Source organism: Pseudoalteromonas sp. A25, assembly GCF_009176705.1.
In the GTDB taxonomy this organism is placed as follows: Bacteria; Pseudomonadota; Gammaproteobacteria; order Enterobacterales; family Alteromonadaceae; genus Pseudoalteromonas.
On sequence record NZ_AP021846.1, the window covers coordinates 610,995 to 628,440 of the forward strand.

A 17,446-nucleotide genomic window follows, 5' to 3' on the forward strand; every position below is an offset into this window, starting at 1 on the left:
GTAAAAGCTCGGCTGGGTGTAGCGTAATCAAAAACATGTTTGGAACAGGTATATGCGTAAATTCGTATTGCTGTGCCTATTGTGTAGTTGGGCGGGTTGTGCAGTCGCGGGACAAGTTATTTATGTGGCTAAAGAGCAGCGCACTTTATACGACAGAGATCTGTACTTATACGAACTGCTCGACTTAGCGCTTAAAAAAGCGCAGTTTGATGTGCAAATTGAGCATGTCAAGGTTCATCCCCATCAGCAGCGTACTCTTTTGGCATTGGGCCAAGGCGAAGTGGACTTGCATTGGAGTATGACCAGTCCTGAGCGAGAACAACTTGCTACTGCTATTCGCGTTCCTTTATTTAAAGGCTTTATTGGAAAACGCGCTTTACTGGTTAACAAATCTCATTTATCTCAATTTGATGAAATCAAATCTTTAGCAGATCTATCTAAACTAACGGCTGTTCAGGGCCATGATTGGCCAGATACGAAAATATTAGGTCATAATAATTTATCGGTTCGACCTATGGCAAACTATAAAGCCATGTTCGCAATGATCTCTCGCGGTCGGCTTGATTATTTCCCTCGCTCATTTATTGAAGTCGGGGCTGAGTTGGCAAATCAAAAAACTGACAATTTAGTGGTTTTACCTAGTATTTATTTGCATTACCCCAGTGCATTTTACTTTTTTGTCAATAAAGAAAAACCGCAGCTAGCTAACGCATTAACGAAAGGGCTTGCAAGATTACAAGCTTCGGGTGAATTTGATGCGTTGTTTGAGCGATATTTTGCAGATGTTTTGGCTAAGCTACCTTTTGATAAAGATACGCAGGTTTTGGAGCTACAAAATCCTTATTTTGAGATACCTGTTACAGCTGAATTATCAACGCCCCCAGTGGTACTCAATGATAGTCAAGCAATACCATCTAAAAGTAAGAAACATTAAAAAAGGAGCCTAGGCTCCTTTTTTAATGTTTAATAACCTGTGTTATTAACGCAGCAGTGACTCAGTGAGGACTGGACGCATTTCTTTGACCATTAATTGGCAAAGTTTTGGTGCGCCACAGATAATGTTACCGCTTTGGTTGTAACCTGCGCCACCTGCAAAATCCATCACCATGCCGCCAGCTTCTTTAACTAGCAGTTCGCCTGCGGCTGTATCCCAAGGCTTAAGGCCGATCTCAAAGAAACCATCCAGACGACCTGCCGCAACGTACGCCATATCCAATGCTGCAGAACCTGCACGACGAATATCTGCAGTGTGCACAAAGAGTGCTTTAAATGCTTCTGTGTATGCGTCGATGTGGTGTTTTTGCTTGAACGGGAAGCCAGTGCCAAGAACAGAACCTGCAATCTCAGTACTTTTTGTAACGCGGATACGTTTTGAGTTTAATTGCGCACCTTGACCACGTGACGCTGTGAACAGTTCACTGCGGATAGGATCATAAATAACGGCCTGTTCAACACGGCCTTTAACTTTTAATGCGATAGAAACAGCAAAATGAGGGATGCCTTTGATGAAGTTTGTAGTACCATCAAGAGGATCGATAACCCACTGGTAATCAGCATCTTTGCCTTCTATTACTCCAAGTTCCTCACCCACTATTGAGTGCTCAGGAAAGGCTTTAAGAATGGTATCACGGATGACGGCTTCAGCGTCTTTGTCTACGTTAGTAACAAAGTCGTTAGTGCCCTTTTGTTGAGCTTCGACTTTTGATAAATCTTCACATGCACGTAAGATCACTTTACCTGCATTACGCGCAGCGCGTACCGCAATGTTTAACATTGGATGCATAGCATTACCTTTGGGTTGTAAAAGAACATATTCGTATAGAGCCGGCGTATTCTAGCGATTTTTATCACAAAGTAAATAACTAGGCTTAAATAAAGTTGCTGTTTTTTTGTACGGTACTGTTCTGGATAAGGAATTAATTAATATCAGGTTGCTTCAAGGCTTTTTACTATGGTGCGCCCTCGTGGCTGTGGTAAACTTCGCCATTATTTTTTTCAAGGCTAGTTTATCAATGGCATTACAAGACATTCGTATCGTGTTAGTAAACACATCTCATTCAGGTAACATTGGCTCAGTAGCTCGTGCGATGAAAACCATGGGCCTGTCTAAATTGTATTTAGTTGACCCAGCGTGTGAAGTTGATAGCCATGCCAGTGCATTGGCAGCAGGCGCAACGGATGTGTTAGGTGATGCGACAATTGTAAACGAGTTATCTGAAGCCATTGAAGATTGTGCACTAACGATTGGCACAAGTGCCCGCTCTCGTACACTATCTTGGCCGATGGTGGAGCCAAGAGAATGTGCTCAAAAGTTAGTTAAAGAGTCACAAAATGGCCCTGTAGCACTGGTTTTTGGTCGTGAAAACAGTGGTTTAACAAATGAAGAACTACAGCTATGCAACTACCATGTGTGTATTCCAGCGAACCCTGAATACAGCTCGTTAAATTTAGCGATGGCTGTGCAAACGCTTACTTACGAAACGCGCATGGCGTTTTTAGATACTCAGGATGCTCAGCCAGAAGCTGACGAAGCTGTATACCCAAGTGCTAAGCAAATGGAATTATTCTATGCGCATCTAGAAAGCACACTCAATGATACGGGTTTTATTATCAAGCAACACCCCGGTATGGTAATGACCAAGCTTAAGCGCTTGTTCAACCGTGCTCGCCCTGAAGATCAAGAACTCAATATTCTACGTGGGATTTTGACTTCAATTAATAAATCAACAAACAAGTAAGTCGTATTTGCCAACGTGCCGCTATATATAGACGGTTAGATAGCAATATGAGCGGCATTGGGTAGCGATTAATACTTGACTAAATTACTCAGGTAATTACAATAAGCCTAGTACTTGACTATTTTACTCGGGTATTAGGTAACTTTAGTCGCATTACTCGTGAGTAATACTTGACTATCCTAGTCAGGTAATTAAAATTTGCTTTTTGGTAAAAAGCTAGGGGGCTTCATGAAACTGACATCAAAAGGCAGATACGCAGTAACAGCAATGTTAGACGTTGCCTTGCATGCCGAAATAGGTCCGGTCCCGCTGGCTGATATTTCAGAGCGTCAGGAAATATCTTTATCATACCTTGAACAATTATTTGCCCGACTACGTAAACATGGATTAGTCAGATCTGTACGTGGTCCAGGCGGCGGCTATCTACTTGGTCGCGATGTGCAAAGTATCTCTGTGGGAGACGTTATCAACGCGGTTGATGAGTCTGTAGACGCAACGCGTTGCCATGGGGAAGGGGGCGGTTGCCAAAGTGGTATGCGTTGTTTAACTCATACGCTTTGGTCTGATCTAAGCGTGCGCATCGAAGAGTTTTTAAACAATATTTCCCTTGCCGAGTTAGTCGCTAATTCTGATGTGCAATCTGTTGCATCGCGTCAGGACAAGAGCGTCAACAGTGCGATGAAGCAATTAGACAATATTCAAGTGAGCTGTCAACTGTAAGGTTGACGTCAAGCGGAGAAACAAATGAAATTACCGATTTATCTAGATTATGCAGCAACCACTCCGGTTGATCAGCGCGTTGCAGACGAAATGATGCAATGCCTGACGATGGATGGCAACTTTGGTAACCCAGCTTCACGCTCACACCGCTTTGGTTGGCAGGCAGAAGAGTTAGTTGACCAAGCGCGTAACGATATCGCTGATTTAATTAACGCTGATCCGCGTGAGATTGTGTTTACTTCAGGCGCAACTGAATCAAATAACTTAGCAATTAAAGGTGCGGCGCATTTCTATAAAAAGAAAGGCAAGCACATCATTACTGTTAAAACCGAGCACAAGGCCGTACTTGATACGTGTCGTGAACTTGAGCGTCAAGGCTTCGAAGTTACGTACATGGAAGTGGAAGAAAACGGCTTACTTGACTTGAAAAAGCTTGAAGCGGCAATGCGTGATGACACTATTTTAGTGAGCGTAATGCATGTGAACAACGAGCTAGGCGTTATTCAAGATATCGCGACTATTGGCGAAATGTGCCGTGAGCGCAAAATTATGTTCCACGTTGATGGTGCACAAAGCGCAGGCAAAGTGAAAATTGACTTACAAGAGCTGAAAGTTGATTTCATGTCATTCTCGGGTCACAAAGCTTATGGTCCGAAAGGGGTTGGTGCCCTTTATGTTCGTCGTAAACCACGTGCTCGCTTAGAAGCGCAGATGCACGGTGGTGGTCATGAACGTGGTATGCGTTCAGGTACGCTCGCAACGCACCAACTTGTTGGTATGGGCGCTGCGTTTCGTATTGCTAAAGAAGACTTTGATAAAGATCACGCACATATCAGCGCATTGCGTCAGCGTTTAATCGACGGCGTTATGTCAATGGATGAAGTTTATTTTAATGGTGCCATTGAGCAGTCAGTACCAGGGATTGTGAACATCAGCTTTAACTTTGTTGAAGGTGAGTCGTTATTGATGGCAGTCAAAGACATTGCGGTTTCATCAGGTTCAGCTTGTACGTCAGCAAGTTTAGAGCCGTCTTATGTGCTACGTGCATTAGGGCGTAACGATGAATTAGCACACAGCTCAATTCGCTTTAGTATTGGCCGCTTTACAACAGAAGAAGAAATTGATTACACCGTCAACCTAATCAAAGATTCAATTGGCCGTTTACGTGAAATGTCACCGCTTTGGGAAATGCATCAAGAAGGCATTGACCTAGATAGCGTTGAATGGGCACATCATTAAGCAAGTTTTTGCTTGTAGCCAAGCGTTATGAGCACATAGTGAGGAAATAGTTATGGCTTACAGTGAAAAAGTAATAGACCACGTGGAAAACCCACGTAACGTTGGTTCATTAGATAAAAATGACCCAAGCGTAGCAACTGGCATGGTAGGCGCGCCTGCATGTGGTGACGTAATGAAACTGCAAATTAAAGTATCTGAGCAAGGCATTATCGAAGACGCTAAGTTCAAAACATACGGTTGCGGTAGTGCAATTGCGTCATCATCATTAGTAACTGAGTGGGTTAAGGGTAAGAGCCTTGAAGAAGCGGCGACTATCAAGAACACGGATATCAGCGCTGAGCTTGAGTTACCACCAGTGAAAATTCACTGCTCGATTTTGGCAGAAGACGCTATTCAAGCAGCAATTGCAGACTATAAAAGTAAACAAGCGAAGTAAGAGTAAAGAACCATGGCAGTGACATTGACAGACGCAGCGGCAAACCGAGTTCAGGCCTTTTTAGCAAATCGTGGCAAAGGCATAGGTTTACGTGTTGGCATTAAAACCACGGGCTGTTCAGGTCTTGCATATGTACTCGAGTTTGTTGACGAACTAGACGAAGGCGACGAAGTATTTGAGCACAACGATGTAAAAATAATCGTTGATGCTAAGAGCCTAGTTTATATTGACGGCACCGAGCTTGATTACACCAAAGAAGGTCTTAACGAAGGGTTTAAGTTTAATAACCCAAACCAAAAAGACGAATGTGGTTGTGGTGAGAGCTTTACGGTATAAACGCCGAACTGGTTGATTTTCAAAGCCCTGCCTTGGTAGGGCTTTGTCGTATATTTGCAATGCGCGTTAAGCGCACATCTTAGGTAAGTAAAAGACATGCGCTATTTTGAGTTATTTAACATTCCAGTCGATTATAATGTTGATCTTGCAAAGATAAATCAACAATACCTAGAGCTTCAACGTGTTGTGCATCCTGATCGCTTTGCTGGTAAAGGCGAGCGAGATAAATTGTTAGCAGTGCAAAAAACGGCAGAAATAAACGATGCTTTAGCGGTATTAAAGCACCCAGTAAAACGCGCTGAGTATATGCTTAGCGAACGCGGTGTTGATATACGTGCCGAGCAGCAGACACTGCAAGATCCGATGTTTTTGATGCAGCAAATGGAGATGCGTGAAGCGCTCGAAGAGTTGCCGCAAAGTGATGATGTAGAAGCGGCAATAGAACAGTTTGAGCAGCAGATTAAGGCCCTTGATGTGGAGTTTAGTCAGCAATTAGCACAGCAGTTAAGCAGCGACAGCGAGCAAGACTTGCAGCAGGCCGCCGATAACATTCGTAAACTCAAGTTTGTATACAAGTTGCGTGACGAATTAGCGCGTATCGAAGACAGTTTATTTGATTAATTTTCTCGACCCGTTTGTTATAACGAGTCTAACAGTGAAAGAGCATTATGGCATTATTGCAAATTGCTGAGCCGGGGCAGAGCGCGGCACCACATGAACATAAATTAGCAATTGGTATTGACCTTGGAACGACTAACTCTTTGGTAGCCACAGTACAAAGCGGTGAAGCAAAAACGCTTGCTGATTTTGATGGCTCAGTGATGTTGCCATCAGTGGTACGTTATCAAGCTGAAGGTGTCGTTGTGGGCAGTGCAGCTCAGCAAGCATCTGCTGAAGACCCAACCAATACTTTGATTTCGGTAAAACGTTTTTTGGGTAAAACTCAGTTAGAAATTGAGCAAAGTTACGGCCAATTACCTTATGAATTTGAGCAAACTGATAGTGGTCTAGCGGTTAATACTGTGGCTGGACCTGTTAGCCCCGTTCAAGCTTCTGCTGAAATTTTAAAAAGCTTGCGTGCTCGTGCTGAAGCTAGTTTTGCTGGTGAAGAGCTACAAGGTACGGTGATCACTGTGCCTGCGTATTTTGATGATGCGCAGCGACAAAGTACCAAAGATGCGGCGGAGCTTGCGGGTTTAAAAGTGCTGCGTTTACTTAACGAACCCACTGCTGCTGCGGTGGCTTACGGTTTAGACTCTGGCCAAGAAGGCGTGATAGCTGTATATGATTTAGGTGGTGGTACGTTTGATATTTCTATCTTACGTTTAAATCAAGGTGTATTTGAAGTACTAGCCACGGGGGGCGACTCAAGCCTTGGTGGGGATGATTTCGATTCAGCATTGGTTAGCCTATTTAAATTACAAACGGGTATCAATGATTTAAATGCCAAAGAGCTACGTTTATTTATCAATAAAGCCAAAGCGTGTAAAGAAGCACTTAGTAGCTATGAAACCGTTAACGTTAAGCTTGAGTTGCGTGAACAAAGCCACACAGTGACAGTTACGCGTGCAGAATTTGCAGAGTTGGTGATGCCACTGGTTAAGAAAACACTAAGAGCATGTCGCCGTGCGGCAAAAGATGCTGGTGTCAGCAATGAAGAAATCTTACAAGTCGTGATGGTCGGTGGCTCAACCCGTATGCCGGTTATTCGTGAGCAAGTAGAAGGCTTTTTTGAAAAACAACCGCTTACTTCAATTGACCCAGATAGAGTTGTGGCGATTGGCGCGGCAATCCAAGCCGACATTCTCGTTGGTAACAAGCCTGATTCAGACATGTTGCTACTGGATGTACTACCATTGTCGCTAGGGTTAGAGACCATGGGGGGGTTAGTTGAGAAAATCATTCCTCGTAACACCACTATTCCAGTTGCTCGCGCGCAAGAGTTTACCACTTTTAAAGATGGCCAAACCGCGATGTCATTGCATGTGTTGCAAGGTGAGCGTGAGCTGGTAGATGACTGCCGTTCATTAGCGAAGTTTAGTCTTAAAGGTATTCCACCGATGGCGGCGGGCGCGGCGCATATTCGCGTAACTTTTAAAGTGGATGCCGATGGTTTACTGAGCGTGTCAGCGATGGAAAAATCAACCGGTGTACAGGCTGAAATACAGGTGAAACCTTCATTTGGTTTATCTGACGACCAAGTGGCACAAATGCTAAAAGAGTCAATGAGTAATGCCAAAGAAGATATGCAAGCGCGTATGCTTAAAGAACAGCAAGTTGAAGCACTGCGAGTGTTAGAGGCACTAGAAGCGTCGCTAGCGACAGATAGTGCGTTGCTTAATGAGCAGGAGCTTGCACACCTACGCGAGCAAATGACCTTGCTTGCGCAAGCGCGTGAGCAGGCACAATCGCCAGATGAAATCAAAAATGCGATTGAAAAAGTAGACGCGGCGAGCAGTGAGTTTGCATCGCGCCGTATGGATGTATCAATTAAACAAGCACTGCAAGGGCAGTCAGTAGACGAGGTTTAACATGCCACAGATCATCTTTTTACCCCATGAAGAGCTTTGTCCTGAAGGCGCAGCCATTGAAGCACCAAAAGGACAAACGGTACTAGACGCAGCGCTTAAAAATGGTATTAGCATTCCACATGCCTGTGAAAAGTCATGTGCTTGTACAACGTGCCATGTAATTGTACGCGAAGGCTTTGACTCATTAGATGAAAGCGATGAGCTAGAAGACGACATGCTAGATAAAGCATGGGGCTTAGAAGCTGAATCGCGTCTAGGTTGCCAAGCGGTGATTGCTGATGAAGATTTAGTAGTTGAAATTCCGAAGTACAATTTAAATATCGTTAACGAAGAGCATTAATCGTTACACGAGTTAAAGTATTTAAAAAGCCACAGCAAAGCGCTGTGGCTTTTTAGTATGTTTTTATCGTGATGCTCTAGTTTGGGGGGGGGCTATCGAATGCAGCAAACAATGTGTTTAGAAAGTTGCTAGCAACCTATTGGAGCTGCATCGACTCGATTTGTCCTATCACCAGTTTAAGATTAGTATTAGGTTACTAGATATAATATAAGCCGTAGTGATTGCTACGGTTTTTGTGTTTTTATGAGGTATAGCATGGTTTTATTTATGCAGTTGAAACACTCATTGATTGCGGGTGAGTGGTATCAAGGCGCACAGCATTTTGCAGTGATTAATCCGGCAAACGCTCATGTTTTAGAAGAAGTGTCAGAAGTAGATGAAGAGGGTGTCAACCAATCTCTTAGCGCGGCAAAAGATGCATTCGTGCAATTAAAAAACACCAGTGCAGCACAGCGAAGCCAGATACTGTATCGTTGGTATGAGTTAGTTATCAAAGAAAAAGAATCCTTAGCAAAGCTTCTTACTCAAGAGCAAGGCAAACCATTAAAAGAAGCACTTGGAGAAGTAGAGTACGCAGCTGGGTTTATTTTGTGGTTTGCTGAGCAAGCAAAACGAAATTATGGTGAAATTATCCCTGCAAATGATGATGAACACCAATTACGTACAATTAAACAAGGTGTGGGCGTGGTGCTTGGCATTACCCCGTGGAACTTTCCGCTGGCAATGATCACCCGCAAAGTAGCACCAGCCTATGCAGCAGGATGCAGCTTTTTATTAAAGCCCTCAGAGCAAACACCTTTGAGTGCGCTTGCTTTAGCTAAATTAGCTTTAATGGCTGGTATGCAAAAAGGGGTGTTTCAAGTTTTGCTGACCTCTGATTCTGCTGGGCTCATAAAGCCTTTGTGTGAAAACCCCGATATTCGCAAACTGACTTTTACAGGCTCAACAAAGGTTGGAGCTACCTTACTTTCCCAGTGTGCAGGCACAATTAAACGCACATCGATGGAACTTGGTGGTAATGCGCCGTTTATTATTTTTGAATCAGCCAATATAGACCATGCAATTACTGGTTTAATGGCGGCTAAATTTAGAAATGCAGGGCAAACATGTGTTGCCGCCAACCGTATTTTAATTCAACAGAATATTGAACAAACAGTGTTAGATGGCTTGCAAAAACAAGTAGCGCAACTCGTTGTTGGGGATGGTTTAGCTGAGGACGTAGATATAGGTCCATTGATCACGGTAGAGGCAAAGCAAAAAGCACAAAAACTTGTTGACGACGCAATAGCCCAAGGCGCGCAAGTTGTATATGAAGGTAAAAAGCTTGATGGTCATTTTATGGCACCTGTAATTTTAAAAGGTGTCACAGCTGATATGAAAATAGCTCAACAAGAAGTATTTGCGCCAGTCGTTAGTGTGATGTCTTTCTCGGATGAAACTCAAGCTTTGAGCATTGCTAATGGCGTAAATGAGGGGCTTGCAGCATATTTTTACTCTCAGGATGTTTCACAGATACATCGGGTTTCTAGCGCTCTCGAATATGGAATGGTCGGTATTAATGAAGGGATGGTTTCTAATCCCGTGGCACCTTTTGGTGGCGTAAAGCGCTCAGGGTTAGGTCGAGAAGGGGCGCACCAAGGCTTAGATGAGTACCTTGAGATTAAATACCTATGCCAAAAGTTTGATTGAAGCAATTTTTGCAATGACTTTTCATTAGTTGTAAAGAGCGATACACTTTCTCGTCTGATTACGTTTTTATCTTTATTGCAAGGAGCAAGGTAGTTGCAACAACGAGTAGATGCGCCCACCTTAATCGTGTTGGCAGGTGGCTTAGGAAGCCGCTTTGGTGGTAGCAAGCAAATCACGCCGTTACCCATACTTAACCGCACCATTATGGAACTCAGTATCGAGGATGCTTATGCCGCGGGAGTGCGGCGTGCAGTATTGATTATTAATGCGCATATACGGCACCGTTTGGAGCAACAGATATTACCGCGCTTACCAAGTGATTTAGAGATCCTATTGGTTGAACAGCATGTGAGCGCTGTGCCTGAGCAATTTATGGAATATGCGAAGCATCGTCAGAAACCTTGGGGAACAGGGCATGCTTTATTGACGGCTAAACCTTACATAGTTGGACCCGCTATCGTTATCACTGCAGATGACTACTATGGCAAGCAAGCGTATATTCAAATGGTGCAGCACTTTGATAGAGCCCCGCAACATATGGCGATGGTTGCATACCCCTTAAAACATACACTTTCTTCGTTGGGAGGAGTGAACCGAGGAATATGCCAATTAGAGGGAGATAAGCTCGTAGCAGTTAAAGAGTGTGAGAGTATTCAACAAACCGAACGTGGGATCACAGGTCTGATAGACAATCAAGAACAAGCAATCCCCTCTGATACTTTAGCTTCCATGACATTTTGGGGGATCACTGAGGCGCTTTTTGTGGCGCTAGAGGTTGGGTTTCATGAGTTTCTAAGAAATTATGACAGCGATGTCAAAAAAGAGTATTATTTACCGACTTGTATAGAACAATGTATCGTATCAAAACAGATGGATTTGACTGTCTATTCAGCCGAAGATCATTGGTATGGCGTTACGTTTAAAGAAGAATTAGCAGCGGTGGCAGGAAAAATAAATGAACAACGCTCATAATGAGAGTGACGCTCTCAAAAGTTGCATGCCATTAGTCAATGAGGTTAGCATGGAAAACAGTGCAGTAGCGGCACAATTATCGCAACAATTTGGGTTGGATGGTGAACAATCTGTTATGAACCCGATTGGTAATGGCCACATCAACACAACAATGTTGCTTAAAGATGGCGAGCAAGCCGTTGTAGTACAAAAATTGAATACAGATGTATTTCCAAAACCTGAACACTTGGTAGAAAATGCGCGAGCCATTGAACAACACTTAGCTGAAAAAGCAAATAATGGTGAGTACACTTTAAATATAATTAAGCATTTGCCAACAGTAGAAAATGATTATTTAGTTAATCTTGAAGGTGGAGTTTGGCGCGCGCTAGAATTTATTGGCGGCAGTTATAGTGAGGACGTTGTTGACTCTGTTGACAAAGCACAAACGGCGGCCAATGCATTTGGGTTGTTTGCTAAAGCTCTTGACGATTTTGAAGCAAAGCAATTACATCATGTGATCCCTGATTTTCATAATCTTGCCAAGCGTATAGAAGCATTTGAACAAGTGCTGGCTGAGGATCCTCATGGCAGGGCATCTGAGTGTGCACAAGTGATAGCATTTTGCCAATCTCAATTTTCGCTTGCAGACGAATTGCATAACACATGTAAGGAAATCCCGCTAAGGCCGTGTCATAACGATACTAAAATCAATAACATGCTGTTTTGTAGTAAGACCAACCAAAGCAAGGCGGTGATTGATATGGACACTTGTATGCCAGGTTATTGGTTATTCGACTTTGGCGACATGGTACGCACTTTTTGCTCTCCCGAAGCAGAAGATTCGCTCAATTTAGACAATGTGATTGTGCGAGAAAATATCTTCTGTGCCATTGTAAAAGGATATGTAGAACCTTTGGCTGAAATTCTCACCGAACAGGAAAAACAAAGCTTTCTATTAGGCGCTAAAGTGATGCCATTTATGATTGGTTTACGCTTTTTGACCGACTACTTAGATGGTGATAACTACTTTGCAACTCATCGAGCACAACACAATCTGCAGCGTGCACGTAATCAATTCAAATTATACCAAGACGTTTTGGCGAAAGAAGAAAGCCTTAAAAATATTCTGGCTCGCTATTAACAACCACCCAAGGTGCTGTAAGTACCTTGGGCATGCTTTGCTGACTTAATCGCATTCATTTTGCATTGTGACTCAGATCGGGTAGCTTGCTAAATGAAGTATCTTTTAAGGAATAATCACAATGACAAAAATGAATCGCCGTGCCTTTTTAAAGGCTGCGGGTAGTGCTGTTGGTGCTGCGGCGTTGACTAGCACATTATCTGGTTGCGCGCAGAGCGCATCAAGTATACCCACAACACGACAAGGTCGCTCTGTAATGGGGCTAGTAAGCGAGAAGCTAGATATTGTTCGTGTGGCGTTTATTGGCGTAGGCCAGCGCGGTTTTGGTCATGTAAAGCGAATGAGCCAGATCGAAGGAACGCGCATTGTTGCAATTTGCGATACTCATGGCGAGGTACTTAACCGTTCGGTCGACTACTTGGTAGAGCAAGGAGCACCAAAACCAAAGGTATATACAGGAGCTGATCTTGCGTATCTGGATATGCTGGCGAGTGATGATATTGATATAGTCATAATTTCTACACCATGGAAATGGCATGCTCCAATGGCGATAGACACCATGAACAGTGGTAAGCACGCGTTTGTTGAAGTGCCTTTAGCACTGACAGTGGAAGAAATGTGGGACATCGTTAACACCGCCGAGCGCACGCAACGTCATTGCATGATGATGGAAAATGTGAACTATGGGCGTGATGAATTAATGGTACTCAATATGGTTCGACAAGGGCTATTTGGAGAGTTACTTCACGGTGAAGCCGCATATATTCATGAACTGCGTTGGCAAATGAAAGAGGTTGAGCACAAAACCGGCTCTTGGCGCACTGACTGGCATACCAAACGTAACGGTAATTTGTACCCAACGCATGGTTTAGGTCCCGTGTCTCAATATATGAATATTAACAGAGGGGATCGTTTTGATTATCTAACGTCTATGAGCTCTCCAGCTTTAGGTCGTGCAGCTTATGCACAGCGTGAATTCTCGCCTGAACATCAGCGTAACCAAGCAAAGTATATCGCGGGCGATATGAACACCACGATGATTAAAACAGTACAAGGCAGAAGCATCGTTGTTCAACACGATACGACGACGCCTAGACCGTATTCACGACATAATTTAATTCAGGGCACTAATGGCATATTCGCAGGCTTTCCAAATCGTATTGCATTAGAACATGGTGGGGACAAGAGTTTCCATGATTGGGATTATGATATGCAGCGCTGGTATAACGAGTATGATCACCCGCTTTGGCTGAGAATGGGCGAAGAAGCTCAGCGTAACGGCGGACATGGCGGCATGGACTTTTTAATGTTTTGGCGCATGATTTACTGCTTACGCAATGGTGAGCCGCTGGATCAAGATGTGTATGATGGTGCCGCATGGTCGGTGATATCGCCACTATCAGCACAATCTGTAATGAATCGAAGTGTATCTGTTGATATACCTGACTTTACCAGAGGTGCTTGGCAGCAAGGTAAGCCACTAGGTATTGTAGGCGTATAAATTTAATAGGTTGTTAGATAAGTTATGATTAGAAAGTCACTGTGTTTTATCGTATTCGTTTGTGGATTATGTGCTTGCCAATCCATGCCGAGTGAAGTCGCACTAGAGCATACTGTTGCTGATTATATAGAGGTATATCAAGAGCGTAAGAACTTTGAGCGGCTGCTATCTTTTTATGCCCCGAGTGCTCAGCTTGAGGATATGATTTATGGCCATTTTGCCACTGACCGTAATGCAATAGCAAAGTTTTACGATTGGCCAAACAGTAAGTTAACAGTGCTTGAGGGCAAGCCTTTGTTTACTGTGGAGCAAAAGGTCGTTGATCCGTTACAAAACATCGCGTTTTTTTCTGGGGTATTTCATCGCTTTTCGTATTTTGGTGAAGAGCTTGGACCTTGGCGATTTTTAATTAAATTGCAGTTTGATAAGCAAGGTAAAATTATTCATCAACAAGACTGGATAAATTACACACCTCGTTCCTTAATTACAGAAGGCAAGAATCTGAATACGCCTTTTTTGGTTGACGATAAAAAGGGAAAATAAATGAAAATATCAGTAGAGATCAGTAAGTATCCATTACACCAAGAGTACATTCCTTTTATTAAAGACTTTATTGAGCGACTAAACCAACACCCAGAACTCAAGGTGATGACAAATAGTATGTCTACCCAAGTGTTTGGCGACTACGACGTGGTAATGAGCGTGTTGCAAAAAAATATGAAAGCGTCTTTTGAAGCTTATGGAAAAATAGTGTTTGTTTGTAAGTTTATTAGTGGCGACTTATCAGTTTGATGACACATTCTATAGAGGGTATTTTTAGTTCACTGATCGCATCTGTGTATTGGGAGTATATGGCTGCATTGTCAGGTCTAATTTATGTGGTACTTGCCGTACTTGAACGTCGAAGCTGCTGGTATGCGGGGTTTGTCAGTACAGGTATGTATGCCGCTATGTATTGGTATGACGATGTACTCGTAGAGTCAATATTGAATATTTACTATATGCTTATGGCTGTGATTGGTTGGTGGGTGTGGCGTCAAGGCACAAAAAACTCACCGCTGCCCATCGTCTCTTGGTCTTGGCAAAAACATATGTGCATTATAGCTTTGACCTCTATATCAGCGCTAATGTTAGGGGCTTTATCACACGCGCTCTATGATTATATAACACTGAGTTATTTTGATAGCTTTACTTTGTGTTTTGCTGTTGTTGTAACTTACTTAGTTGTTAAAAAGGTACTTGAAAACTGGTTGTATTGGGTTGTGATCAACATGGCACCTATGTATGTGTACTTTATGAATGGATACTATCCAACGCTGGCGCTGGCGTTATTATTTACCCTCATTTCTTGTATTGGTTATAAATGCTGGTACGAGAGCTATGAGTTAAAACAAGGAAAAGCACTTGCTCAGCTCTAAGTTAAATACGCAAGCGGCGAGTGACCAATTACAGCGATTAATGCCCGCCATAACGTGTCATACATTAACTCCTTTAAATAAAGGCTTAAGTAACGATAACTTTTTGGTGGAATCATCAATGGGGCGTCTGTTATTAAAAAGCTACAAAGAACATTTCCCTCTTGGTGCTTTAAAGTCGCAACAGCAATTGGCGAGGTGTCAGGATATAACGGCAAATGTACATGCATGGGATGAAACTTTAGGTATCGCTGTATTTGATTTTTTACCGGGTACAGACTCTCCTGTAATGCTAACTGACAGTTTGCTAAGCACAGTATTGACGGTTCATCAGTTTGAACCTTCTCACACATTTTCTTACGCTTCAGAACGTTTAGATATTCTTCCATTACTTAAGCAATTAGATAAACATATTATTCGTGAGATGGAAGAGGCGTGGGCTTGGAGTGTCGCTGTACTAGAGCGTTTGCCAAAAACATTAGCATTTTTTCACAATGATTTGGTCAAAGAAAATCTTATTGTTGGTAAGCAAGGGAGCAAGATTATCGACTTTGAATATGCGGCTTATAACGATACCTTTTTTGACTTAGCTGCACTTTGTTGTAGTTTTGAGTTGACGCGCGCTCACCGTAGTAATTTGTTAGAGCGGTATTTTGCATTGAAAAAACAACTTTTGCCTAAATACGCTGACAATAAACTTGCAGCGTATCAGCTCGGTTACCTGCTTTTGAGTATCCAGTGGTATGAACATCGAGGTCATGCTGAGCTGGCAATTCCTTTGCGGCATCAACTAGAGCAATGGCAAGTCTAAATACCGCCAAGTCTTTGGGCGAGCTCTTTGTATTTTTCAACATCTGACTTATCAAAAATAGGGTGACCTTCAGCATCTTGGTCTTTAGCAACGAGCAGGTTCTCACGAGCGAGTCGCTTTACGCGCTCAACTTTAACACCTAAAAATTCAGCAACTTGCTCAGTAGTCATAGGGGTCATAATTTAAAATCCTCTTGATGTATAAAATTGCAATGACGCTTTGTTGTATAAATGATGCGACAGTTGCATTGTCATTACGAGTACAGAGCCCAATTTAAACATCTGTATCTATAAGCATAGTTAAATATCGTGTTTTTTGTGTCTTGTATAGTGTTTTTTTAAATTTTAGGTTGTTTATTAACCATATAGCACACAAACGCTAGTATTTATCAGGTTATGCCATTATCATTATCGCACTGACGTGCTCTCGTGGTGAAATGGATATCACGTAGCTCTCCGGAAGCTAAGTTGCAGGTTCGATCCCTGCCGAGAGCGCCAGTCATGCAATGGTTCACCTGTTATTACAGCCAATGTTTAACCCTAAAATAGTACCCAATCCCGCCAGTCAATACACACAAAGAAGTCACAAACAAAGCAAACGCATAAGGTGATTCTGTGCCGGGTATACCGCCAATATTTACCCCAAGCAAACCGGTTAGAAAGCCTAATGGTAAAAATAATGCGGCAACAACCGACATAACATACATACGTTGGTTTAATTGCTCACTCAGCTGGTTGGATAAACTGTGTTGAATAACTTGTGCTCTTTCAATTGCTGACTCAAGTTCTTCAATATATCGACTCAAAGCATTGTCGGCTTCGTTTATTTTATGTGCTGCAGTGTCATCTAACCAAGTAAGTTGGCACTCTAGTAATTCGCTAATGGCGACTTTTTGTGGCTTTAAATAGCGTTTTAAAGCAATGGTTTGCCTGCGTGTAGTAGACAGTACAGTGGCATCAATCTGGCCATCATGGTTATCCAATATGTCTTCGAATATATCGAGTTGTTCGTCAATTTGATAAATAACATCTTGCATTCTTGCCGTTAGTCTTTGCACTAATGTGCTCAATAACTCTGCTATGTTTTTGGGTCCTTTGCCAACTTTTAAGGCATGAAGTATATCTTGTGCTGACATGAGCTGACGTTTTCTACAAGTGATCAGTATATGCTCATTCATAAAGCATCGAATTGACACCATATCTTCTGGGCTTTGCTGTGGATTTAAATTGACGCCACGTAAAAATAGCAACAGACCGTGTTCAGCTTGCGTTACTCGGGGTCTTGTCTCATCTGTGGTCATTGCCTGCCATTCCCACTCTTCAAGAAATGGTTGGGCTTTCAACCAATTTATCGTTTCGTCTGAGCTGTAGTCAAAGTGCAGCCAAACAGGCTTCTTCTTTGCTAGTAAGTGCGTAATATCAGTTAACTCAGCTAAGGGCGTTGCGCCACCTAAACCATCTAACTGTACTGCATGGACTAAACCTGAATTCATCGTACTATCCTTTTCTTATCTTGTTATCATGGTTGTACAAAACTATTGATACTTCAATGTAATTTACTTATTGTTTGGATAAATAATATTCGCTGTTATATGC

The 17,446-nt window shown here is 42.7% G+C and carries 20 protein-coding genes and 1 tRNA gene; 18 read left to right on the forward strand and 3 right to left on the reverse strand.

Annotated features, from left to right (window positions below; genetic code table 11):
• Window positions 1-52 precede the first annotated feature (52 nt).
• Window positions 53-934 (forward strand): substrate-binding periplasmic protein, encoded by an 882-nt coding sequence (locus tag GDK41_RS02845; protein ID WP_152084995.1) that lies wholly within the window; start codon window positions 53-55, stop codon window positions 932-934.
• A gap of 45 nt (window positions 935-979) precedes the next feature.
• On the opposite strand, the gene suhB is transcribed toward GDK41_RS02845, so the two are convergent.
• Window positions 980-1,783 carry an inositol-1-monophosphatase gene (gene suhB, locus GDK41_RS02850; protein ID WP_152084996.1) on the reverse strand — a complete coding sequence of 268 codons (804 nt, stop codon included), beginning with the start codon at window positions 1,781-1,783 and terminating at the stop codon, window positions 980-982.
• Window positions 1,784-2,012: 229 nt separating this feature from the next.
• Here suhB and trmJ point away from each other — a divergent pair, with 229 nt between their 5' ends.
• From trmJ to GDK41_RS02930, 16 genes are all read left to right on the forward strand, one after another.
• The gene (trmJ, locus tag GDK41_RS02855; RefSeq protein WP_152084997.1) at window positions 2,013-2,738 is read left to right on the forward strand and encodes a tRNA (cytosine(32)/uridine(32)-2'-O)-methyltransferase TrmJ; all 726 of its coding nucleotides are present in this window, start codon (window positions 2,013-2,015) and stop codon (window positions 2,736-2,738) included.
• Window positions 2,739-2,966: 228 nt separating this feature from the next.
• The gene (gene iscR / locus GDK41_RS02860) at window positions 2,967-3,458 is read left to right on the forward strand and encodes a Fe-S cluster assembly transcriptional regulator IscR (RefSeq protein ID WP_152084998.1); all 492 of its coding nucleotides are present in this window, start codon (window positions 2,967-2,969) and stop codon (window positions 3,456-3,458) included.
• 24 nt (window positions 3,459-3,482) lie between these two features.
• Window positions 3,483-4,697 carry an IscS subfamily cysteine desulfurase gene (locus GDK41_RS02865; RefSeq protein WP_152084999.1) on the forward strand — a complete coding sequence of 405 codons (1,215 nt, stop codon included), beginning with the start codon at window positions 3,483-3,485 and terminating at the stop codon, window positions 4,695-4,697.
• Between the two features lie 52 nt (window positions 4,698-4,749).
• Window positions 4,750-5,133, forward strand: coding sequence for a Fe-S cluster assembly scaffold IscU (gene iscU, locus GDK41_RS02870; protein WP_152085000.1), 384 nt, complete (start codon window positions 4,750-4,752; stop codon window positions 5,131-5,133).
• 12 nt (window positions 5,134-5,145) lie between these two features.
• Window positions 5,146-5,469: an iron-sulfur cluster assembly protein IscA gene (gene iscA / locus GDK41_RS02875; RefSeq protein ID WP_152085001.1), complete on the forward strand. Its 324-nt coding sequence runs from the start codon at window positions 5,146-5,148 to the stop codon at window positions 5,467-5,469.
• 96 nt (window positions 5,470-5,565) lie between these two features.
• Window positions 5,566-6,090 carry a co-chaperone HscB gene (gene hscB / locus GDK41_RS02880; protein WP_152085002.1) on the forward strand — a complete coding sequence of 175 codons (525 nt, stop codon included), beginning with the start codon at window positions 5,566-5,568 and terminating at the stop codon, window positions 6,088-6,090.
• Window positions 6,091-6,137: 47 nt separating this feature from the next.
• Window positions 6,138-8,000, forward strand: a complete 1,863-nt coding sequence (hscA, locus tag GDK41_RS02885; RefSeq protein WP_152085003.1) for a Fe-S protein assembly chaperone HscA — start codon at window positions 6,138-6,140, stop codon at window positions 7,998-8,000.
• A 1-nt stretch (window position 8,001) separates the two neighbouring features.
• Window positions 8,002-8,340 (forward strand): ISC system 2Fe-2S type ferredoxin, encoded by a 339-nt coding sequence (gene fdx / locus GDK41_RS02890; RefSeq protein ID WP_070983411.1) that lies wholly within the window; start codon window positions 8,002-8,004, stop codon window positions 8,338-8,340.
• Between the two features lie 255 nt (window positions 8,341-8,595).
• On the forward strand, window positions 8,596-10,029 hold the full coding sequence (locus GDK41_RS02895; protein ID WP_152085004.1) for an NAD-dependent succinate-semialdehyde dehydrogenase: 1,434 nt from the start codon (window positions 8,596-8,598) through the stop codon (window positions 10,027-10,029).
• Window positions 10,030-10,122: 93 nt separating this feature from the next.
• Window positions 10,123-11,001, forward strand: a complete 879-nt coding sequence (locus tag GDK41_RS02900) for a nucleotidyltransferase family protein (protein ID WP_232056517.1) — start codon at window positions 10,123-10,125, stop codon at window positions 10,999-11,001.
• A gap of 49 nt (window positions 11,002-11,050) precedes the next feature.
• On the forward strand, window positions 11,051-12,124 hold the full coding sequence (locus GDK41_RS02905; RefSeq protein ID WP_152087497.1) for a phosphotransferase enzyme family protein: 1,074 nt from the start codon (window positions 11,051-11,053) through the stop codon (window positions 12,122-12,124).
• Window positions 12,125-12,245: 121 nt separating this feature from the next.
• A complete protein-coding gene (locus GDK41_RS02910; RefSeq protein ID WP_152085005.1) occupies window positions 12,246-13,625 on the forward strand; it encodes a Gfo/Idh/MocA family protein in 1,380 nt (459 codons plus the stop codon).
• Between the two features lie 24 nt (window positions 13,626-13,649).
• Window positions 13,650-14,168 (forward strand): nuclear transport factor 2 family protein, encoded by a 519-nt coding sequence (locus tag GDK41_RS02915; protein WP_152085006.1) that lies wholly within the window; start codon window positions 13,650-13,652, stop codon window positions 14,166-14,168.
• On the forward strand, window positions 14,169-14,417 hold the full coding sequence (locus GDK41_RS02920) for a thiamine-binding protein (RefSeq protein WP_152085007.1): 249 nt from the start codon (window positions 14,169-14,171) through the stop codon (window positions 14,415-14,417).
• The gene (pnuC, locus tag GDK41_RS02925) at window positions 14,417-15,043 is read left to right on the forward strand and encodes a nicotinamide riboside transporter PnuC (protein WP_152085008.1); all 627 of its coding nucleotides are present in this window, start codon (window positions 14,417-14,419) and stop codon (window positions 15,041-15,043) included. The genes GDK41_RS02920 and pnuC overlap by 1 nt, the downstream gene beginning before the upstream one ends.
• Window positions 15,030-15,851, forward strand: a complete 822-nt coding sequence (locus GDK41_RS02930) for a phosphotransferase (RefSeq protein ID WP_152085009.1) — start codon at window positions 15,030-15,032, stop codon at window positions 15,849-15,851. Before pnuC ends, GDK41_RS02930 begins: the two co-directional genes overlap by 14 nt.
• On the opposite strand, the gene GDK41_RS02935 is transcribed toward GDK41_RS02930, so the two are convergent.
• Entirely contained in the window at window positions 15,848-16,030 is a 183-nt protein-coding gene (locus GDK41_RS02935; protein ID WP_152085010.1) for a helix-turn-helix domain-containing protein, read from the reverse strand. The two genes, GDK41_RS02930 and GDK41_RS02935, sit on opposite strands and share 4 nt — an antisense overlap.
• A gap of 243 nt (window positions 16,031-16,273) precedes the next feature.
• On the opposite strand from GDK41_RS02935, the gene GDK41_RS02940 reads away from it, so the two are divergent.
• Window positions 16,274-16,348 (forward strand) — tRNA-Arg (locus GDK41_RS02940).
• A gap of 23 nt (window positions 16,349-16,371) precedes the next feature.
• Here GDK41_RS02940 and GDK41_RS02945 read toward each other — a convergent pair.
• A complete protein-coding gene (locus GDK41_RS02945; RefSeq protein ID WP_152085011.1) occupies window positions 16,372-17,343 on the reverse strand; it encodes a zinc transporter ZntB in 972 nt (323 codons plus the stop codon).
• Window positions 17,344-17,446: the final 103 nt, after the last annotated feature.

Coding starts and splice junctions, on each gene's coding strand:
- trmJ (WP_152084997.1), top strand. CDS start 2,013: ATGGCATTACAAGACATTCGTATCGTGTTAGTAAACACATCTCATTCA.
- hscB (WP_152085002.1), top strand. CDS start 5,566: ATGCGCTATTTTGAGTTATTTAACATTCCAGTCGATTATAATGTTGAT.
- GDK41_RS02915 (WP_152085006.1), top strand. CDS start 13,650: ATGATTAGAAAGTCACTGTGTTTTATCGTATTCGTTTGTGGATTATGT.
- iscA (WP_152085001.1), top strand. CDS start 5,146: ATGGCAGTGACATTGACAGACGCAGCGGCAAACCGAGTTCAGGCCTTT.
- GDK41_RS02845 (WP_152084995.1), top strand. CDS start 53: ATGCGTAAATTCGTATTGCTGTGCCTATTGTGTAGTTGGGCGGGTTGT.
- GDK41_RS02945 (WP_152085011.1), bottom strand. CDS start 17,343: ATGAATTCAGGTTTAGTCCATGCAGTACAGTTAGATGGTTTAGGTGGC.
- iscR (WP_152084998.1), top strand. CDS start 2,967: ATGAAACTGACATCAAAAGGCAGATACGCAGTAACAGCAATGTTAGAC.
- pnuC (WP_152085008.1), top strand. CDS start 14,417: ATGACACATTCTATAGAGGGTATTTTTAGTTCACTGATCGCATCTGTG.
- hscA (WP_152085003.1), top strand. CDS start 6,138: ATGGCATTATTGCAAATTGCTGAGCCGGGGCAGAGCGCGGCACCACAT.
- GDK41_RS02905 (WP_152087497.1), top strand. CDS start 11,051: ATGGAAAACAGTGCAGTAGCGGCACAATTATCGCAACAATTTGGGTTG.
- GDK41_RS02935 (WP_152085010.1), bottom strand. CDS start 16,030: ATGACCCCTATGACTACTGAGCAAGTTGCTGAATTTTTAGGTGTTAAA.
- suhB (WP_152084996.1), bottom strand. CDS start 1,783: ATGCATCCAATGTTAAACATTGCGGTACGCGCTGCGCGTAATGCAGGT.
- GDK41_RS02865 (WP_152084999.1), top strand. CDS start 3,483: ATGAAATTACCGATTTATCTAGATTATGCAGCAACCACTCCGGTTGAT.
- GDK41_RS02895 (WP_152085004.1), top strand. CDS start 8,596: ATGGTTTTATTTATGCAGTTGAAACACTCATTGATTGCGGGTGAGTGG.
- GDK41_RS02920 (WP_152085007.1), top strand. CDS start 14,169: ATGAAAATATCAGTAGAGATCAGTAAGTATCCATTACACCAAGAGTAC.
- iscU (WP_152085000.1), top strand. CDS start 4,750: ATGGCTTACAGTGAAAAAGTAATAGACCACGTGGAAAACCCACGTAAC.
- GDK41_RS02910 (WP_152085005.1), top strand. CDS start 12,246: ATGACAAAAATGAATCGCCGTGCCTTTTTAAAGGCTGCGGGTAGTGCT.
- fdx (WP_070983411.1), top strand. CDS start 8,002: ATGCCACAGATCATCTTTTTACCCCATGAAGAGCTTTGTCCTGAAGGC.